At 30.1% G+C, this 1856-nt stretch carries 1 protein-coding gene and 1 pseudogene; one reads left to right on the top strand and one right to left on the bottom strand.

What is annotated here, in order from left to right:
- Window positions 1-375 precede the first annotated feature (375 nt).
- Window positions 376-1632, top strand: a complete 1257-nt coding sequence (locus L8X30_RS07835; protein WP_263679756.1) for a major outer membrane protein — start codon at window positions 376-378, stop codon at window positions 1630-1632.
- Between the two features lie 24 nt (window positions 1633-1656).
- On the opposite strand, the pseudogene L8X30_RS07830 reads toward L8X30_RS07835, so the two are convergent.
- A pseudogene (locus tag L8X30_RS07830) lies at window positions 1657-1856 on the bottom strand (peroxide stress protein YaaA); the annotation flags it as partial.

The following is a 1856-nucleotide window of genomic DNA, read 5'->3' as shown; positions in this document are numbered from 1 at the left end:
CCCAGTTTCCAAACATTAACTATCAAAGAGCATAATTACATCTGTAAAAGCAAACATTCATAGATAACTCCTTAGTTTTTAAAGATCTAGTTTTTACTAGATCTTTAAAGATATATAGTTTTAAATATGAATGAGATTATTTATAAAATATAAAATTAGGGATAAAATTAAATTATAATTTTAAAGATTTAACTTAAATATAGTTTGATTATCTAAACTATAATCATTATATACTAATAATTATAGTATAACAATACACTACAACTTCAAATATATATCCAATAAATACATATATTTTTATTTACTTTAAGAATTCTCATATAAAACTATGATATAATACAAGCCATAGTTTTAATTTTAATAAGGAGAATTCTCATGAAACTAGTTAAACTTAGTTTAGTAGCAGCTTTAGCTGCAGGTGCTTTTTCAGCAGCTAACGCTGTTTCACTTGAAGAAGCTATAAAAGATGTTGATGTATCAGGAATGATGAGATACAGATTTCAATCTGATAGATTAGATGCTGGTACAAAACCTTATACCGGTTTTGATGCAGGTGTTCAAGAAAAAGGTTACAATAGCTCAAAAAACAATGAACATAAATTTAAAGCTCAATTAAACTTCAAAGCAGCTTTAGACGATAACTTCAAAGCTTTTGTTCAATTCCAATACAACACAACTGAATATGGTTATGGTAGAACTGGCTCTGAAGCGAATGATAATTTAAAAAAATCTGGAACAAACACTCATGACACTTTTGCTGTTAACCAAGCTTACTTAGAATACACTAACGAAGCATATGCTACAAATGTAATTTTCGGTAAAATGGAAGTTGGTTCTATTTGGACTGATGATGCAGTAGGTACAGGAGCTAAAGTTCTTAACAACTCTATCGAAGGCTTAACTTTTGCAGGTTATTGGTTTGATAGCTTCAATGATGAAGATGATGGTGATTTTGGACCAACAAAACTTAATAAATCATCTCTATATGGTGCTGCTGTATTAGGTGATTTTGATCCATTTGCTTTCCAATTATGGGCTGCTTACTCAGCAAATAACGCATTCTTATATGCAGTAGATGCTAGTTACAAATTTGCATTCAATGATATGAACTTCAAAATCCAAGGCCAATACTTAGGAAATAGCCTAGATAGCGATTTTGAAAAATTCTATAATAATGCTGTAGATAATGGTAACTTCTATGCAGCTAAATTCAGCGGTGATATCTCTGCTTTTGATTTTCAAGCTGGTGTAGTTGGCTATGGTGAAAAAGATAAAATGACCGTAGTTACTTTAGAAGACTTAGGTAAAGTTATCGCTCCAGGTCAACAAATTTTCTATTCTACAGGTAGTGATTTAAGAGGTAGTACCGGTGAAAACTTCTTCTATTTTGCAGGTTTAGGTTATACTTTTGCTGAAACTTTAAGAGTAGGATTTGACTATATCGGTGGTAAATCTGAACAAGTTGGTCATGATATAGATAAATACGAAATGGTTGGAAGTGTATCTTATGCTTATAGTCCAAAACTTACATTTAGTGGATTCTATTCTTACTTAAATGAAGACTTTAATAAAGCTGGTGTAGATGACGCTGACGATCAATTCATCAGACTTGAAGCTCTATACAAATTCTAATTTATAAAAGCTAAGCCAAAAGGCTTAGCTTACTATATCTAAAATTACTTCTTCTTTTAATCCTTGTATTTTAATTTCTTTTATTTTTAAATCATTAGGTAGATTTTCTAGTAAAGCTTCTTTGCTATGTATGTTTTTACTTGCTAGTATTCTTAATATTTTACCCCTATAAGCCTTTGCAAAGTGACTTAAAGTTTTGGAATTTTTTAAAAAAGTGAGGGTAA

Origin of the sequence: Campylobacter sp. CNRCH_2015_0338h, assembly GCF_025772785.1 — a bacterium.
Classification (GTDB): Bacteria; Campylobacterota; Campylobacteria; order Campylobacterales; family Campylobacteraceae; genus Campylobacter_D.
The sequence above is the reverse complement of the archived record's forward strand: the minus strand, read 5'-3'. Positions and strand labels throughout refer to the sequence as shown.